The sequence below is a fragment of the Monashia sp. HAY1-2A genome, assembly GCF_056755315.1.
Genome location: NZ_JBNDHY010000741.1, coordinates 1 through 239, shown reverse-complemented (window position 1 = coordinate 239; position 239 = coordinate 1). Strand labels below are relative to the sequence as shown.

Here is a 239-nt window from a genome sequence, read left to right as displayed (position 1 = left end):
ATCCCTCAGCGTCAATTGCCTCGGCCGTCTTGTCCGGCTGCCCCCAGTAGCCTTCCATCACGGCGTATCCCCGGGTGCAGAGCTTGTCGATCACTCCGCGCTCCACCACTTCCCCGGAACCCGGGTCCACGATCCGGCTCTCCAGGTGCGGCATGGTCCGGCCCACGGTAGTCGTCCGTTGTTCCAGGGTGTCCCCGGCACGCGTCATGGTGGACACCGGCGAGGTCTCGGTCATGCCG

1 protein-coding gene is annotated in these 239 nt (G+C 66.9%); it reads right to left on the bottom strand.

The features are described 5' to 3' along the window. On the bottom strand, positions 1 to 239 hold a 239-nt coding region (locus ACPYOM_RS23745), incomplete at both ends, for an AMP-binding protein (protein ID WP_481347867.1).